Origin of the sequence: Microvirga brassicacearum (assembly GCF_008757455.1) — a bacterium.
Classification (GTDB): domain Bacteria; phylum Pseudomonadota; class Alphaproteobacteria; order Rhizobiales; family Beijerinckiaceae; genus Microvirga; species Microvirga brassicacearum.
On sequence record NZ_VCMV01000041.1, the window covers coordinates 15,415 to 29,916 of the forward strand.

Annotated in this window: 12 protein-coding genes; 3 read left to right on the plus strand and 9 right to left on the minus strand. The window is 62.4% G+C overall.

Annotation, left to right across the window (positions count from 1 at the left end; all coding sequences use genetic code 11):
• Positions 1 to 6 precede the first annotated feature (6 nt).
• The 7 genes from FEZ63_RS19685 to FEZ63_RS19715 form a co-directional block, all read right to left on the minus strand.
• On the minus strand, positions 7 to 1,269 hold the full coding sequence (locus FEZ63_RS19685; protein WP_150947679.1) for a GumC family protein: 1,263 nt from the start codon (positions 1,267 to 1,269) through the stop codon (positions 7 to 9).
• Positions 1,266 to 1,898, minus strand: coding sequence for a P-loop NTPase family protein (locus FEZ63_RS19690; RefSeq protein ID WP_150947681.1), 633 nt, complete (start codon positions 1,896 to 1,898; stop codon positions 1,266 to 1,268). Before FEZ63_RS19690 ends, FEZ63_RS19685 begins: the two co-directional genes overlap by 4 nt.
• Before the next feature lie 8 nt (positions 1,899 to 1,906).
• Positions 1,907 to 3,196, minus strand: a complete 1,290-nt coding sequence (locus FEZ63_RS19695; protein ID WP_150947683.1) for a polysaccharide biosynthesis/export family protein — start codon at positions 3,194 to 3,196, stop codon at positions 1,907 to 1,909.
• The gene (locus FEZ63_RS19700; protein WP_162419794.1) at positions 3,193 to 4,530 is read right to left on the minus strand and encodes a nucleotide sugar dehydrogenase; all 1,338 of its coding nucleotides are present in this window, start codon (positions 4,528 to 4,530) and stop codon (positions 3,193 to 3,195) included. The genes FEZ63_RS19695 and FEZ63_RS19700 overlap by 4 nt, the downstream gene beginning before the upstream one ends.
• The gene (locus FEZ63_RS19705) at positions 4,523 to 6,784 is read right to left on the minus strand and encodes a glycosyltransferase (protein WP_150947688.1); all 2,262 of its coding nucleotides are present in this window, start codon (positions 6,782 to 6,784) and stop codon (positions 4,523 to 4,525) included. Before FEZ63_RS19705 ends, FEZ63_RS19700 begins: the two co-directional genes overlap by 8 nt.
• Positions 6,785 to 6,794: 10 nt before the next feature.
• Positions 6,795 to 7,823, minus strand: coding sequence for a polysaccharide deacetylase family protein (locus FEZ63_RS19710; RefSeq protein WP_150947691.1), 1,029 nt, complete (start codon positions 7,821 to 7,823; stop codon positions 6,795 to 6,797).
• Between the two features lie 109 nt (positions 7,824 to 7,932).
• A complete protein-coding gene (locus FEZ63_RS19715; protein WP_201274219.1) occupies positions 7,933 to 8,403 on the minus strand; it encodes a helix-turn-helix domain-containing protein in 471 nt (156 codons plus the stop codon).
• A gap of 287 nt (positions 8,404 to 8,690) precedes the next feature.
• Here FEZ63_RS19715 and FEZ63_RS19720 point away from each other — a divergent pair, with 287 nt between their 5' ends.
• Positions 8,691 to 9,881 carry a glycosyltransferase gene (locus tag FEZ63_RS19720; protein WP_150947694.1) on the plus strand — a complete coding sequence of 397 codons (1,191 nt, stop codon included), beginning with the start codon at positions 8,691 to 8,693 and terminating at the stop codon, positions 9,879 to 9,881.
• On the opposite strand, the gene FEZ63_RS19725 is transcribed toward FEZ63_RS19720, so the two are convergent.
• Complete coding sequence (locus FEZ63_RS19725; RefSeq protein WP_150947696.1) at positions 9,826 to 10,689, minus strand: hypothetical protein; 864 nt, start codon at positions 10,687 to 10,689, stop codon at positions 9,826 to 9,828. The genes FEZ63_RS19720 and FEZ63_RS19725 overlap by 56 nt on opposite strands.
• 286 nt (positions 10,690 to 10,975) lie before the next feature.
• On the opposite strand from FEZ63_RS19725, the gene FEZ63_RS19730 reads away from it, so the two are divergent.
• Positions 10,976 to 11,647, plus strand: a complete 672-nt coding sequence (locus FEZ63_RS19730) for an exopolysaccharide biosynthesis polyprenyl glycosylphosphotransferase (RefSeq protein ID WP_150947698.1) — start codon at positions 10,976 to 10,978, stop codon at positions 11,645 to 11,647.
• Between the two features lie 84 nt (positions 11,648 to 11,731).
• Positions 11,732 to 12,958 (plus strand): acyltransferase family protein, encoded by a 1,227-nt coding sequence (locus FEZ63_RS19735; RefSeq protein WP_150947700.1) that lies wholly within the window; start codon positions 11,732 to 11,734, stop codon positions 12,956 to 12,958.
• A 59-nt stretch (positions 12,959 to 13,017) separates the two neighbouring features.
• On the opposite strand, the gene FEZ63_RS19740 is transcribed toward FEZ63_RS19735, so the two are convergent.
• Complete coding sequence (locus FEZ63_RS19740) at positions 13,018 to 14,496, minus strand: mannitol dehydrogenase family protein (protein WP_150947702.1); 1,479 nt, start codon at positions 14,494 to 14,496, stop codon at positions 13,018 to 13,020.
• Between the last annotated feature and the right edge of the window lie 6 nt (positions 14,497 to 14,502).

Consider the following 14,502-nt stretch of genomic DNA (forward strand, 5'->3'; position numbering starts at 1 on the left):
GACTCCTCAGGTTCGCCGGACGGTGCGCAAAGCGCGCACGCTGTTTTTTGGAAGAAGTTCAAGCCAGCCCACAACGGGGATGCCCAACGCACGCTCGACCTGATCCGGGCTGTTGGGCCGCCCATCGAAATAGCCGCGCAGGAACGCGACCGCGACCGCGAGGAAGAGGCTTGCGATTCCGGCGCCGAAGATCAGGAACAGGCGCGGCATCCAAGGTTGCGGCGGCACGCTCGCTTTCTCCACGAGTCGCACATTGACCACGTCGGAATCGGCCTGCTCGTTCACGGAGGCTTCGCCGTACTTGTTCACATAATCGAGGTATGTTTTACGCTTCGTCTCAAGAAGCATTTCCATGTCGGCGAGCGCCGCTTCGTTCTGTTCGAGCTTCTTCAGTTTCGTTTCCGTCTCATCGACCCGCGTCTGGACGTTTGCCATCACGTCCTTGATGACAGTCACTTCCGAGTGCCGTTCGTCGTATCGCTGCAGCAACCGGTTCAGATCGTTGCTCGTCGTCAGGAGTTGGGTCCTGAGGGTGCCCAATTCGCGGGTGTATTCCTCGCGGGAGGCCGAAATAGCGAACAACGACGCCTTGGCCTTGAAATCGAGCACCTCCTGACGGGCGGACTTGTATTCCGCTTCGGCCGTCGTCATGCGTTCCCGGTAGAAGTCTGCCAAGCCTCTCGTGGAGTAAATTGCGAGGTGAGCCTTGATGTATTGCGACGAGATCTCATTCACGATCTCGGCTGCGAGCCGCGGATCGTCGAGCGACATCGAGATGGTGAGAATATTCGAGTTGACGATCGGCTTGATCGTAACCCAGAGCGTCAGCGCCTGAATCCACTCGTCTCTCGGGCCGACTTCCGGCAGAAGGCCCACGGCGACCAAGCCCTTGTTCACATTCTCGCGCAGGCGGCCGAAGAACGACGTATGCCTGGGCCGCTCGGTCAGCTTCAAGTGGTCCACCACGGCCGCCAGCACCGTGCGCGAGCTGGCGATCCCGCGCGCCGTATTCATCACCTCGGCCATTTCGAGGCCGGGCGAATAATCCGCCCGCATGATGGGAGAACGGTTGCGTTCGACGAGAAGATTCGCTTCAGCCACATAGGATTGCGGCAGCAGATAAAGCAGCGCCGTCGTCAGGAGGAAGAGAGTCGCAAACCCCCACCCGATCAGTTTCTTTCGGCTGAACAGGAACGTCCAGACGCTCGGCGGCGGCGCTTCCACGGGTTGCGACGTGGTCTGCCCGAGCATCGCCCAATGATTGTTCATGACTGCTCCCCTCCCAGAAAGGCGGGGACGGAGAAGGTGCGTCGGTTCAGGATCGCACCCGTAACGGGCATGCGCAGGAAATCAAGTTCACGGCGCGCGCGATAGAGCGCGTCGACATTGGTGCGCGACATGTCCACGACCAGATAGGTGTGATCGAGGCAGGCGCTCCAGAACGGCGAGAACTGCGTTTGCAGCGATCCGAGATCGATCACCACGATTTGGTAACGCTTCATCAGCATCGGCTTGAGCGCAGCCCAGCGTCGCTCCCAGGTGACCGCCGAAAGTTGCCCGACCTCCAGCGTCAAGAGGTCGAAATGCAAACCGGGGCAAGGGATGATCCAATCGTTGAGATTGAGAAGGTGAGGATGAGCGAGTTCCTCGGCACCGAGCGGCATATCGTCGATTTCCATCAGCTGCGAAACCGGATGGCCGCCGCTCGCATCGACCAGGAGCACGTGCGAGGTCTCGGCAAGGATGCGGGCCAGACCAACGGCGATCGTCGACACGCCCTCCGCGGGCGAGGACGAGATCAGTCCGATGACTCCGCTGCCGTTGGCGTGCGACGCGGTTGACAGAACATCGCGACAGGCCCGGCGCAGCGATTGCGGAATGGTTGGCACGCGCGGCATCTTGCCTCCTAATTGGCTATTGGTTGCCGGGGTTGAGGCGTCTTCAGGTCCGAGGTCGACCCGGCGGTCGACCCGGACATTCCGATGAGCGGCGCCGCCCCGCCGCGCGTGATGGTCAGGACGTCCCCTGGCCGCACCGGCGTGCTTTCGGACACCAGAGTGGCGGTTTCACTGCCGCTCCGGACAATGCTGAAGCGGCGCAGGATCTCGGTCTGCACCGAGAGATCGTTCGGGAGAGCAGCGCCGCTGGCGTTCAGGAACTCCACGGCCGAGGCGATCCGCCGCCCGGAGATCGCGAGCTCCGTTTCCGTCTCGATCATCTGCTCGGCGAGTTTGATCTTGGCGCTTTCAGCGGCCTGCGCGATTTGCAGTTCAATGCTGACGCGGCCCTGATTGGCCTGGGACACCATCGCGAGGCCGTTGTTCAGCCGCATCTCGGTGTCGGCGGAAATGCGTTCGAGTTCGAGCACGCGTGTATTCGCCGTCAATCCCCGCTCTTTCAAATCCCTCACATTGCGCAGTTCGGCATCGACGATCGTCTTTAGACGCCGTGTCGCGGCAATCTGTTCCTCCAGCGCCAGCCGTCCCTTTTCGATCTCAGCGGATTGATTTTGCAGCAGCGACGTCCGTTGTACGATCTCGTCGAGTTTCGTCCGCATCAGATGCGATTCGGACGCCTTGATCTGATCGAGACGCTCCTTGCCCACCATCCCTTCGAGACCGGCGGGAACGGCGAAGGTGTCCAGCCCATCCCGTTCGGCTTGAAGACGCGCGCGCCGCACCGCCTGCGATGCATAGCGCTCCCGCGCCGAGGCGAGTTCTTCGCGGTTTCGGTCCTGATCGCGCGTGAGGTAGGAACTGTCCGCAAGACCGGGCGGAAGCGGGTAGCCGCCCGCGACAGCAACCAACTGCAGAACGGTCAAGCCGGGCGCGTAGGCATGACGGCCAGGATTGCGGACATCGCCCATGACGAAGACCGGCGCGAATTGCGACACATCCACGGTCACGCTGGGATTGGCGTAGTGACGCGCCACGAGAGCTTGCACGGCCGCATCGCGAAGCTCGCCCGAAGTCAGCCCCTCGCCTTTAAGTTCACCGATCCCCGGGATGGAAACCGTTCCGGTGGTGCCGATCTTGAAGGTGCCGGACATGTCGGGCTCCTTGTAGACGGTGACTCGCACCTCGTCGCCCACATGAAGCTCGTAACGGTTCGTCTCCGCTGCAAACCCGGGATTGATGCACCCGAGCGTCAGCAAGATAAGCGACGCCCTGCACCAGTTGGCGTGCCTTATGATCATGATTGCCGCTCCGCGAAAGGAACGAGATTGGGCCGCACGGTCACCGGCCAGTGGCTCGGACGCAGACGGACCGTGTCGATCTTGGGGACGTCATGCAGATTGTCCGGCAGCGCGGCGGTCAGCGGTTTGCCGAGGACAATCAGATCGACGGGGTCTAATCCCTCGAGGTCCGTCACCAGCAGGTCCGCCAGATCGGCGAGCTTGCTTTGCACGAAGGACAGGTTGGCGCCCATCAGCGACGCGCCCGCCAATTCCGGTTCGTAGATCGACAGGCGGTAACCTTCCTCGATGAGCGTCTGCGCCTGATCGACCAGAGGGCTTTCACGCAAGTCGTCGGTGGAGGGTTTGAAGGTCAGGCCGATCTGCAGGATGTGCGCGCCCGGACGCGCGGCCGCAATGATGGCGCGGACGATGTATTCCTTATGCGTCTCATTGCTGGGAATGATCGATTCCAGAACCGGCACCCGCGAACCGCTGAGCCGCGCGAGGGAAAGCAGCGCCCGCATGTCTTTCGGCAGGCAGGAGCCGCCGAACGCGCCGCCGGGGCGCAGGTAATACGGCGAAAGGTTCAGCTTCTTGTCCGCCACCACCGTGCTCATGACCGTCTGCGGGTCGACATTCAATCCGAGGCAGAGGCGGCCAACCTCGTTGGCGAAGACGACCTTGATGGCGTGGAAGCTGTTGTTCACGAACTTGATAAATTCGGCTTCCGAGAAGCTCACTTCCATCCGGGGCGCATCGACACCTTCGTAGAGCCCGCCGCATCCTCCCGTCACGCCTTTAGTGCGCTCGCCGAAAACGATGACCGGCGGCGCGAAATAGTCGTCGATGGCTGTCCCTTCCCGAAGGAATTCCGGATTGAAGCAGACCTCATAGCGCGATCCCGGCCCCTCGCCTGCCGCTGCCGTCAAGGTGGGAACGACGATGTTGTCCATGGTGCCGGGCGGCAGCGTGCTGCGGAACACGCATTGCAATGGCGGCGCTTGTTTCGCGCGCAGCCGCATCGCGAGCCCGATCTGTCGCGCCACGTCGTGGACAAAATCCGTGTTGAGCCCACCGCCACGTTTGCTCGGCGTGCCCACCGCGATGAGGGCGATGTCGGCGGTGGCCACATAGGAAGCCGCCGTGGTGTCGGTGCGCAGGCGACCATCGGCCAGACCTTGCGCGAGGAGTTCCGACACGCCGGGTTCCCGGACAGGTGAGTGCCCCGCGCCAACAAGATCGACCTTCTCCTGCGAGACATCGATGCCGACCACCGAGTGTCCTTGACGCAGGAGGCATGCTGCGGCGGTTACCCCCACATAGCCCAGTCCAAAGATAACGACACTAGCCATGATCATCCCCGACTATCTTGGTGACGCCCAGATCCTGATACCGCGATGTGTGAAAGCTTGGTTCCGCAGCGATGGGCTGAGCCTTAAGCCCAATAACCTGCTCGTAGCAGGCAAGCAGACGCGGGACCTGACGATCCCATGCGAGAACTTCAACGACGCGCGCGCGGCCGTCTTCGCCCATCCGCGCGCGCCGGGCCGGATCGCCGAGAAGTTCGAGGATCTTCTCGGCGAAATCGATCGGATCATCGGGCGCGGCGCACAGCGAGGCACTCATGGCAGTGAGGTTTCCCTCGTGAAGATCGGCTTGAACGATAGGTTTGCCGAGCGCCATGTACTCGACGATCTTGTTCATCGACGACAGGTTGTTGAAGGGTGTCGCGAGGTCCGAATTCACGCAGATGTCGCAGGAGGACAGGATGCGGATCAGGTCGTCGTCGGGCACGCGGCCGGTAAAATCGACCCACGGTTCGATCCGCCGCGCCTTCGCATCCGCCTTGAGGCTGGAGAGCTCGGGCCCATCCCCGATGAGGACGAAGCGGATGTCGGTCCGCCCCTTCTCGTGCACGATATGCTGGACGCTGGCGAGGAGGTTCGCCAGACCCTCCTGATAGCCCATCACGCCCACATACCCGACGAGGAACTCTCCGCCCTCGCGCAAGGTCGGATCGGCCGGAACCGGCTGCCAATGCGTCAGATCCGGCGCGCTGCGAACGACGTGAACGCGCTCGGGCGCCATGCCGCCGCGCCGGATGGCGATGGCGCGGTAGGATTCGTTCGTGGCGATCGACGCGTCCGCCTGGCTGAAAGTCGCGCGCTCCAGACCCAAGAGAATTCGCCGGATGACGTCTGCCTTGGCGCCGGTGCCGAACTTCGATGCGGCGAGTTCCGGGCACAGGTCGTGGTGATCGAAGATGAAGCGAACCCCGAACCACCGGAAAGGCGCCGCGACGAGAAAAATGAGATCGGGCGGATTGCAGGCATGGATCACGTCGAAGCCATGCGTCAGGTAAATACGGAGCGCGAGGAAGGACTGCCAGAAGAGCGCGACCCCGTACTCGACGAAATAGCCCCGCGCTCCGCGCGCCTCGGGGAGCGGATGACGGTAGATCTCGATTCCTTCGATCGTCTCGCGTGAGGCCGCGTAGCGTCCCCGCTTCGGGCAGATGATGCGCACCTGCCAGCCGGCGTCGCGGAGCGCCTTCGCCTCCTGCCAGACGCGCCGATCGAACGGAACAGGGAGGTTCTCGACGATGATGAGCGTCCGGCGGCGGCGAGGTTTTTCGCTCAGGACTTTCACATAAACGTCGATCACGCGCCCGGCGACCTTTTCGATATCCAGCGGCGCGACCGCCTCACGGCCGCGAACAAGCCGATTGTCGCTGAGGACGGCCATGATGCCCTCCGCAATCGAATCCGCCGCTGGCGTGCAGATCGCCGTACCCGCAACGCCATCGAGCCGTTCGCGGACATCGCCCACATCCGTCGCGACGATTTTCAGGTTACAGGCGAGCGCTTCCTTGACTGAATTCGGCGATCCTTCCCAGAACGACGGCAGAACCATCAGGTCGCAGGCATTCATATAGAGCGGCAGGCGTTTTTGCGGTTGTCCCGAAACAGCGACGATTTCGATCGGCTGTCGCGGAATGCGCTGCGACACCTGTGACACCGCCTTGCGGAGCGCGTCGAAATTCTTTCGCGGCCGATCCGGCGCGTAGGGAAACAGGATGTACAGACGCTCCGGGTCGAGGCCGAGCGCCTTCCGCGCCTCGTGACGTGAGGTCGGATAAAAACTCTTCATGTCGACGCCGTTGGGAATCACGACCGCATCCTTGCGCGGCAGCAACTCGTTCATCGCCCTCGATTTCACGATCGATGCATCAACGAGCCGCGACAATTGTCGCTGCACCCAGGCCAGCGGCGCGCTGGTGAGGCGACGGCGTCCATCGGCACCCGCATGGCCGTATAGATCATCGCCACAGAACGACACCACGATCGGAATCGAAAACTGACAGCGCGCGACGAGGCCGCTCAATCCGTAATGGGCGTGGATCACATCGTATCGCGTCTCCCGCAGCTTCTGGCGCATGCGTCGAATCGCCCGCAGGTATTCCCAGCGGCTGCGATAACCTTCGATCACCAGAACGTCGACCTCGATACCCGCCTTGCGCAGGGAATCGACCTGCGAGCGGATGAACGAGCCCCAGCCCGGGCGGGCGCGGCTCGGATACATGTTGGTGATCGCAAGAACACGCATCAGCTTGTCCTCACGAACGCAGGAGAAGCGAGAAGCGAGCTTCTTCGAGCTTGAAGACGAACCCGCCGAAACCGAGCGCGGCGTTCACGCCCTGGCGCGGAAGATTAAACAAAGGCGCGCCCGCCGAGACGGTTCCCCGTCGCGATGTGCCGGCCGACCGGAAGCCCGCCTGCTCGGCAAGATTGCACGCGACCGGATCGACATTTTCTTCCACGTGGCCATTGGGATAGGCGAGATGATCCACCGGTGCGTCGAGGACGGATTCCAGTTCGGATTTGGAGCGGACGAGTTCTTGATAGACGCCGCCCGCCTCCATTCCGGCAAGCACGCGATGGGTGGCGGTATGCGCGCCGATCGTCATTCCGCCCGCCCGCAGATCGCGCAGATCCGCCACCGACATCATGAAGTCGCAAGGGCTATCGAGCGGCGGCATCGCTGGAAAGAGCGTCTCGAGTTCCCAGAGGCGATTGTCGCGCAGATCGCCATCGGAATTGTCGATGAGGGTGGCGAGCGTCGCGAAGACATCGTCGCGCGTCGCTTGCGGATCGGTCGATCCGGTCATCGCGACGCAAGCCCTGCGCAGCGTCGCATCCGAGGCGGTCGCGACAGCACGGTACAGCCAGCCGACCCAGAAAGCGCCTTTCCCAAGCACCGGGTCCGATGTGACGAAAAAGGTTGCCGGCAGCCCGTAGCGCGCCAGGATCGGGAACGCCACCTTGGCGTTGTCCAGGTAGCCGTCATCGAACGTGATGGCGACGCTGTTGCGAGGCAGATCGCGCTCTTCCAGACGCTTGAGCAATTCGTCGAGCGTAAACACCACGTAATTGCGCGCCAGAAAGCTCATCTGCGTCTCGAACAGCTCTGGACTGATCGCAATCGTCGGCGAGCGGTAGTCTCCGGACGCGCTGACGGAGTGGTATCGCAGGATCGTGGCGGTGCATTGAGAACTCGGCAGGGCTCTTGCACACGCGACGACGCCGAGATTGACGAAGGCGCTTTTGACAGCCTGCGCGAGCCGGCTCGGCGGAGCCGCTTTCACGGTTCTGTTGGGCCCCGGAACGGAAACCGATCCGGAGTTGAAACAAGATGAACGCTCAGCTTTACCCGGACTCTTCACAACAGCTTCCTTAATCTTCGGATCAGGACGACTAGGCGAAATGCAGCGGCGGTCTTTCGTCTCGCTGGGAGCGAAGATGCGTGCGATTGTCGTGCGCGACGTTCAGCGTCGCGGAGAACGGCGCGGCCTCAACCGAGGCGGCCGATTCCGGCAGCGCTTGCATATCGCGCCAGATCCGACCGGTCGTCGCAGGGGGAAGCCCGATGACCCTGGCAATTTTGCGCACGGTCCACCGTCCTCCCTCTGGCGGAGCCGCAGCGATGGTCCTGCTGATGAGTGCCGCCACTTCCTCCCGCTGAATGCGGCGCGGCTTACCGGATCGCGCGCCATCTTCAAGACCGGAAAGGCCGGCCTCACGATATCGCCGACGCCATTTTCCAACCGTCTGAAGGGAAACCTGGAATTCGGTGGCGATGGCGTTGTCGGTCAGGCCCGCAGCCGATTTCAGGATGATGCCTGCGCGGCGATTGACTCTCCGGGGGGCTGCTGCGCTTTTTGTCAAAGCGGCCAGCCATTTTTTCTCTTCTTCTTCGAGAGACAACCCGGAGGAACGCATAGTTTCACCCTTTGACGAAGAGCCAAAGCATTTATGTCTGGCAACTACTATTCCGCACGCGCAGCCAAATACTTGAAATTACATCAAGCTTGGCTTTCATCGGGAATTGTTGCTTTTCAATAAGTGAAGCGTATGGTGTTTTAATCCTGTCCGCAACGGCAGCGAATGCGCCGGGACTGTATATTTCGGAGTAGCACAAAGGCTCCACGGCGGTAAAAGAACAGAGGGGACGAATGACTGCGCACGTGCTGCAGCTGATCCACAATCTGAAGCGCGAAGGCGCGCAAACCATGGCCGTCAATCTCGTCACTTCGCTCGATCGCGAAGTCGCGAGGGTGACGGTTTTTTCCTGGCGGGGCGGCGGTCCTTACGCCATCAATCTAAAAAATGCCGGAATCGAGGTGACGGAGCCGGTCCGGCCCGGTTTCGCGGCGCGGATACGATCGGCGTTCCACCTGCGCCGGCTCATCCGAAAGGGGGACGTCGATCTCGTTCACACGCATATGTCGGACAGCGCCATTCTGGCAGCGATCGCGCTTTTGGGAACCGGCACACCGTTCATCGTGACCCATCACAGCAACCGTCTGCTGCCGAAAGAAGCTCGGCCGAAACACCTGGCGCGGCGCTGGCTGCTGCGATGGGCGACCGGACGGGCGGCGCTGAATGTCGGCGTCACCGCGACTGTCGCGGCTCGCCTAAAAGAAGAACTCGGACTGCCGCCGAACCGGATCGGCTGCATCGCCAACGGCGTCGCCATCCCTGACTCCGCTGCGGCGCAGGCCGCTCGCAGGGAACGGCGCGCGCGCTGGGGCGGTCCGGGTTGGCCGCACCTTGTCGCCCTCGGGCGACTTGCCGACGTCAAACGACAGGACACGATCATCGAAGCGCTGAGCCGCCTGCGGCGCCAATTGCCCGGCGCGCAGCTCACCATCGCGGGCGACGGACCGCTTCGCGATTCACTTGCGGAGCGTGCCAGCCGCCTTGATCTGCAGGCTGCCGTGGATCTCGTCGGCCCCATCGACGATGTCGGCCGGCTGCTGCGGCAGGCCGACTTCTTCGTGTCCACATCTTCCTATGAGGGTCTTCCGGTCGCGGTCCTCGAGGCAATGAGCTGGGGCGTCCCGGTCATCGTCACGGACGTTCCGGGCCATTGCGACGTGGTGCGAGACCGGATCGACGGCTGCCTCGTCCCCTTCGACGATCCGGCCGCGCTGGCGGACAGCATCGCTCGTCTTGCGGCGGACCAAGACGCCGCCGAGAGCCTCGCGTCCGCCGCACGGCAAAGGGCTTCGTCGGATTTCTCTGCAACGGCGATGGCGCAGACTTATGCGCTTGCCTATCTGTCGGCGCTGGATCCGGCCGGCGCGATCATTCGGGGCGAGGACAGCTCGAATTCTCTTCTGGAGAGCACGACCCGGCTTTGAACGAAACCGTATCGACAAAGAGCTCGATCGGGTTTGACGAGCTGTTGGCCGTAATGCCGACCTGGAAACGGTCATACAGGGTGTCGCGAAGTTCGATGCCCCATTTCTTGAAAGCGTTCGGGTTTGGAAATGTGGCGCCCTCGCTGCGGAAGACGGGCTGATCGTCGATCTGAATCTCCGCGGTGCCAGTGTCGTCCGCTTGCAGGGTCAGATTCCACGCGAGCTTGAACCAGCGCCCGCGCGGGAGCGCTCCGTCCGTCCGCAAGGCGTTGCGCATGTCCGGCAGACCGATCTTGCGCCGCTCGACGACCGGCGTTCCATCGCGGTCGCGCAGCTTCAGGCGGATACCGGGGCTCTTGTCGGGAAAGACGGAGTTCACCGGCCAGCATGTCTTGCATTCGATGTCGATGAGGAAAAGGTTTGTGAGGTCGACGTCCGGCGGAATGAAGAACCAGGCCGACACCTGAACCTCCTGGCCGGCCCGCATATCGAAGCCTTCCTTTTCAATATCAGCTTTCGACACGACCGAGGTTGACGCGATAGCGAAAAACTTGACCGCGCTATCGCCCGACTGGTGCTGATCGAACACCACATCGGCCTTGTTTTGAGGGAAGGTGCTTTGAAAATGCGTCCAGCGCGAGCGGTCACGCTGGAGGAGGTCGACAAACGTTTTCGCGTCGAAACCGTCCGAGAATTCACGCTGGCTGCCGGCCTGGCTTGGCTGGCTCCCGGCCTGGCTTGGAACGACAGCCAGCATGAGCGCGGCGCAGCCCATAAGGGTTTGAACAACCGACCGAGACGCGAACATCCAACTCGTCATCAAACGTTACCACCTTGGCAAAAGATCGACGCAGAAGCGCAACCCGCCTTTGATCGGCGCACCACGCGCTCAACGTACCATTCCGTCGATCGATCTGCGCCGAAAATTCCGGTGGATGCCGCCCGCTGCCACTTCTGGAGTGCACCTAAGGGATAGATCGATCCGGCCCCCACCCCGGGGCTACCCGTTTGCGCAATGGACGCCGTGTCCGAACATAATCCATCTTCGTCCAGGCAAAGATCGTGACAGATATTGGTTAGGCGGGAGCGCCGGAATGACGAGGACTAGCTCGGTTCGCAGCGATTGGCTCAGAGTCGAGCCGAGGGTCCAGCTCAAGCGTGTCAGCTCTTACGTGGCATCTCCCACGAAGCGCGGGTTCGATTTCGTGCTCGCCCTCCTTATCGTCATGATTCTCTGCCCGGTCATGATTGTGATTGCGGCGGTGATCAAATTTACCAGCCCGGGACCCATTCTATTCCGCCAGATCCGGTATGGTGCGCGGCAGAAAGCGTTTCCAGTCTACAAGTTTCGATCGATGGAATGCCGCAGCGCACACGACCCGGAGGTGCGGCAGGCGACCCCGCGGGATCCGCGCGTGACGCCCTTCGGGCGTTTTCTGCGCCGGACGAGCCTCGATGAGCTGCCGCAACTGATCAACGTGCTTCGCGGCGAGATGTCGCTGATCGGCCCCCGTCCTCACGCGGTCGCGCATGACGAGTTTTTTATGAACCGGGTGCCCCGCTATGCGCGGCGCTTCAGCGTGCGTCCGGGCATTACCGGCTTGGCTCAGGTGAGCGGTGCGCGCGGCGAGACGCGAACCGACGCCGACATGAAGCGGCGCGTCGATCTCGATATCTACTACATCGAGAATGCGTCGATCCTGCTGGACCTCAAGATCCTGGTTGCGACCGCCCACGAAGTGCTGTTCTCCGTGGACGCATATTGAATGACCCGGCGATCCTTCCGCGCGGCTCCCCTGTCGGTGACGCGGCGCGAACCGGATCGCAATCGGCCGAAATAGGAGTTGCGCGTGGAACGGAATATGGCGGATGCCGACCATCGGGACAGGATCAACTTCCTTCGGCTGCTGCTCATCATCGGCCTGGTCTTCCTGCATTACGGCACATTCCCTGGCTCCGAGCACTCGCCCTATAGCGGCGCGAACAGCTTCGATCCCGCCACGCCGATCGCCTCGTTCGTCAATTCGTATTTCGTCTTCCTGTTCTACAGCGCCGTTCCGGTTCTCGGCGCGATCTCGGGCTATCTGTTTTTCAAGGATTGGATGCCCGGCGGGCAGTTCTACCTGACGCGCATTCGCAGCCGCACCTATTCCATTCTGCTGCCAATGATCTCGTGGTGCGCGATCATCCTCAGCCTCTTTGTCCTGATCCGCCTGGCGTCGCCGAACTCGTCCTTCCTGTCGCTCATCGAGTATGATCTGAACAAGTTCGGCATCACCCAGTTCATCAACTCACTCGTGGGCCTGACGCGGCGGCCGATCAATTTTCAATTCTGGTTCCTGCACGACCTCTTCCTGACGGTGCTTTTCGCGCCAGTTCTCGGATTGCTCATCCGCAGAGCGCCCTTCTTGGGGCTCGCCATCATCGGCGTGATCTACTTCGCCGGCATCAATCTGGTGATCTTCTTCCGCAATGACGTCCTGTTCTTCTTCTATCTCGGCGGCCTTATCCGCGTGCGCGACTGGGACCTCGATTTCATCGCCCCGCGGACCGCCGCGATAGCCATGGCGGCCTACGTGGTGATCGTCGGATTGCGCACGCTCGCGCCGATCTATGTTCCTGAACACAGCATGCTGGGCGACTTTATCTTCGGACCGGGGACGCGAATTTTGCGTCTCCTGGGGGTCGCGGCGTTCTGGGGATGCGCGCCCTTCCTCATGCGAACCGCCGCTGGCCGGTTGATCACCACCTGGGGAACGCTGGCATTCTTCCTGCACGCCATCCATTGGCCGCTCAACCAGTTCATCAAGGCGGGCCTGGCGCAGGTGTTTCCGGCGGACGGCGAATTGTCTCGCATGGTCAATTACATGGCGACGATCGCGCTCACGCTGGCAGCGGCTTTCGTCATCGCGTGGATGCTGAACGCGGTGGCGCCCAAGCTCTTCTCGCATCTCAGCGGCGGGCGGGCGTTCGGCCGCGCGAAAATTAGAACAGCATCGGCCGCCCCGGTTGCGGTACCGACCGCAGACACCGCCATCCCGCCAGAAAGCGCTGGCCGCGTTCCTTATCGTTCGTGACGGGGTGCCCACAGGCGCACGTCATCGTCACGTCTTTAAGCCGCGAGCGGGAGGGTTCATCACTCGGATGGAAATTCCGCAACTGTCCGCCGCGCGCCGTCTCGATAGAGTTGCACCAACGCCCGCGTTACAGCTTGCGTAAATCGCGGGTCTTTCGGGAGATCGTCGCCGAAGATCTCCCGGACGCCGAAGAGCTTCTCGGCGAGCCGCTCGGGCGATCCACGGGCATCGTCGGCCAACGCCCGAAGCCTTGCTGCCATGGGATCGCGAACGTCGATGGGGGCGCCGCGCTCATCAATGCCGGTCACATAGCGCATCCAGGCGGCAACGCCGAGCGCGAGGCGTCCGATCGGCGCGCTGTCACGCAACCGGTCACGGATCGTGCCGAGAAGGCGTTGGGGCAGTTTCTGCGAACCGTCCATGGCGATCTGGCCGGTGCGATGCTTCAGAGCCGGATTCTTGAACCGCTCGATCAGCGCCTTCTTGTAACGCGCAAGATCGGCCCCTCGCGGCATGTGCAGCGTCGGGGTGACGTCCCTATCCATCAACTCGACGAGAAGCCGCTCGAAGGCAGGGGCCGCCATGGCGTCGGAGACTGTCTCGTATCCGGCGAGGAAACCCAGATAGGCCAATGTCGAATGGCTGCCGTTGAGCAACCGCAACTTCATCTGCTCATAAGGCTCGACGTCGCTGACGAATTCCGCGCCGGCTTTTTCCCAGGCCGGTCTTCCTTGCGGGAACCGATCCTCGATGACCCATTGGGTGAACGGCTCGGTGACCACCGGCCAGGCATCGCGAAAGCCGATCGTCTTCTCGATCCGCGCACGATCCTCGTCGGTGGTTGCCGGGACGATGCGATCCACCATGGTCGAGGGGCATGCGACCTCGTCGGCGACGAAGGATCCGAGGTCGGGATCAACCAGCGACGCGTAGCGCGTCAGGATGCGGTGGACGGTGCGGCCATTGGACGGAAGATTATCGCAGGTGAGGACCGTGAAGGGCGGAGTGCCTGCGACGCGGCGGCGCCGGAGCGCTTCGACGATCAGGCCGGGTGCGGATCTCGGATTCTGCCAATGGCCCAGATCGTGCACGATGTCAGGATGGGTCTCGTCGAGCTTCCCCGTCGCCGGATCGTGGCAATAGCCTTTCTCGGTCACGGTCAGCGTGACAATGCGGACATGCGGATCGATCAGGGCAGCAAGAAGCGCGTCGGGCTCCTGCGGCGCGAGAATGACCCGCGAGATCGAACCGATGACGCGCAGCTTCTCTCCCGCCTCCGAGCGGATCGACACGGTGTAGAGCCCGTTTTGCGGTTCAAGCGCGTCCTGCGTGTCGGGACTGCGCAGGCTCGCGGCGACGATCCCCCAGCCAGGATCGAGCGCGAGCACGTCGTCGGTGTACACCGCCTGATGGGCGCGGTGGAACGCCCCGATACCGAGATGCACGATCCCGGGCCGCACGCCGCGCCGGTCATAGGAGGGAACCGCGACATTCGCGGGGAGGTGCGAAAGGCTCGCCTCGTTCAAGCGTCTGCTCATATGCGT